Origin of the sequence: Kribbella antiqua, from assembly GCF_004345665.1 — a bacterium.
GTDB classification, from domain to species: Bacteria; Actinomycetota; Actinomycetes; order Propionibacteriales; family Kribbellaceae; genus Kribbella; species Kribbella antiqua.
Genome location: NZ_SLWR01000025.1, coordinates 1,867 through 4,667 on the forward strand (window position 1 = coordinate 1,867; position 2,801 = coordinate 4,667).

The following is a 2,801-nucleotide window of genomic DNA, read 5'->3' on the forward strand; positions in this document are numbered from 1 at the left end:
TGGCCGGCGTGCGTTGCGTATATGGGGTTGTGGGAGCATTCAGACGCTAATGCCGTGGTGTCAGAGAGTTATAAATCGCTGTTGAAGTCGAATCTTCTGGAATGTTGAGCCGTAGTGGGTTATGGCCCCGTAGGCGTAAGACAGTGACTCTCGAGTGTTTTCCCAAGTAGCACGGGACTCTTGAAATCTCGTGTGAATCTGGCGGGACCACCCGCTAAGCCTAAATACTTCTTGGTGACCGATAGCGGACTAGTACCGTGAGGGAAAGATGAAAAGTACCCCGGGAGGGGAGTGAAATAGTACCTGAAACCGGTTGCCTACAATCCGTCGGAGCATCTCCTTGTGGGGTGTGACGGCGTGCCTTTTGAAGAATGAGCCTGCGAGTTAGTGGTGTGTGGCGAGGTTAACCCGTGTGGGGTAGCCGTAGCGAAAGCGAGTCTGAATAGGGCGTTTGAGTCGCATGCTCTAGACCCGAAGCGGAGTGATCTATCCATGGGCAGGTTGAAGCGTGGGTAAGACCGCGTGGAGGACCGAACCCACCAGGGTTGAAAACCTGGGGGATGACCTGTGGATAGGGGTGAAAGGCCAATCAAACTCCGTGATAGCTGGTTCTCCCCGAAATGCATATAGGTGCAGCGTCGTGTGTTTCTTACCGGAGGTAGAGCACTGGATGGTCTAGGGGGCTTACCGGCTTACCGAAATCAGCCAAACTCCGAATGCCGGTAAGTGAGAGCGCGGCAGTGAGACTGCGGGGGATAAGCTCCGTAGTCGAGAGGGAAACAGCCCAGATCACCAGCTAAGGCCCCTAAGCGATTGCTAAGTGGAAAAGGATGTGGAGTTGCCCAGACAACCAGGAGGTTGGCTTAGAAGCAGCCACCCTTGAAAGAGTGCGTAATAGCTCACTGGTCAAGTGATTCCGCGCCGACAATGTAGCGGGGCTCAAGCAATCCGCCGAAGCTGTGGCATTCACACATGAACCCGGCCAAGACTTTGGTTTTGGTCCAGGTGTGTGGATGGGTAGGGGAGCGTCGTGCAGCGTGTGAAGCAGCCTAGTGATGGAGTTGTGGATGCTGCACGAGTGAGAATGCAGGCATGAGTAGCGAATGACGGGTGAGAAACCCGTCCGCCGGATGATCAAGGGTTCCAGGGTCAAGCTAATCTGCCCTGGGTAAGTCGGGACCTAAGGCGAGGCCGACAGGCGTAGTCGATGGACAACGGGTTGATATTCCCGTACCGGCATTAACACGACCCGACCGAACCCGCTGATGCTAAGGATCTGAAACCACAATGCCTTCGGGCGGCGTGGCGGAAGCTCCGGCCCGAGGTGGTAGTAGGTGCATTGAGGAGTGACGCAGGAGGGTAGTCCAACCGCGGCGATGGTAGGCGCAAGCTGATCCGCGGGCAAGGTGGTAGGGCGAGGCATAGGCAAATCCGTGTCTCACATAGCCTGAGAGCCGAGGCGGACCCGTTTAGGGGAAGTGGATGATCCCATGCTGCCGAGAAAAACTTCGCAGTGAGTGTTAGAGCCGCCCGTACCCCAAACCGACACAGGTGATCAGGTAGAGAATACCAAGGCGATCGAGTGAACCATGGTTAAGGAACTCGGCAAAATGCCCCCGTAACTTCGGGAGAAGGGGGGCCGGATCCGTTAGGTGACTTGCTCACCGAGGCGGTGATGGCCGCAGAGACCAGGCCCAAGCGACTGTTTACTAAAAACACAGGTCCGTGCGAAGAAGTAATTCGATGTATACGGACTGACGCCTGCCCGGTGCTGGAACGTTAAGGGGACAGGTTAGCTGGCTTTAGGGCCGGCGAAGCTTTGAACTTAAGCGCCAGTAAACGGCGGTGGTAACTATAACCATCCTAAGGTAGCGAAATTCCTTGTCGGGTAAGTTCCGACCTGCACGAATGGCGTAACGACTTGGGCGCTGTCTCAACCGTGGACTCGGCGAAATTGCATTACGAGTAAAGATGCTCGTTACGCGCAGCAGGACGGAAAGACCCCGGGACCTTTACTACAACTTGGTATTGGTGGTCGGTACAACTTGTGTAGGATAGGTGGGAGACTGTGAAGCTCGGACGCCAGTTCGGGTGGAGTCATCGTTGAAATACCACTCTGGTTGTTCTGGCTGTCTAACTTTGGTCCGTTATCCGGATCAGGGACAGTGCCTGGTGGGTAGTTTGACTGGGGCGGTCGCCTCCTAAAAGGTAACGGAGGCGCTCAAAGGTTCCCTCAGCCTGGTTGGCAATCAGGTGTCGAGTGTAAGTGCACAAGGGAGCTTGACTGTGAGACAGACATGTCGAGCAGGGACGAAAGTCGGAACTAGTGATCCGGCGGTGGCATGTGGGAGCACCGTCGCTCAACGGATAAAAGGTACCCCGGGGATAACAGGCTGATCTTCCCCAAGAGTCCATATCGACGGGATGGTTTGGCACCTCGATGTCGGCTCGTCGCATCCTGGGGCTGGAGTAGGTCCCAAGGGTTGGGCTGTTCGCCCATTAAAGCGGCACGCGAGCTGGGTTTAGAACGTCGTGAGACAGTTCGGTCCCTATCCGCTGCGCGCGCAGGAGACTTGAGAAGGGCTGCCCCTAGTACGAGAGGACCGGGGTGGACGAACCTCTGGTGTGCCAGTTGTTCCGCCAGGAGCACGGCTGGTTGGCTACGTTCGGGAGTGATAACCGCTGAAAGCATCTAAGCGGGAAGCACGCTTCAAGATGAGGTCTCCCACCGGGTTAACCGGGTAAGGCCCCCAGTAGACCACTGGGTTGATAGGCCAGAAGTGGAAGCACGGCAACGTGTG

1 rRNA gene (running past one end of the window) is annotated in these 2,801 nt (G+C 56.2%); it reads left to right on the forward strand.

Annotated elements, in window-relative coordinates:
- Window positions 1-2,801 (forward strand): 23S ribosomal RNA (locus EV646_RS38665) (its annotated part extends 150 nt beyond the left edge of the window); the annotation flags it as partial.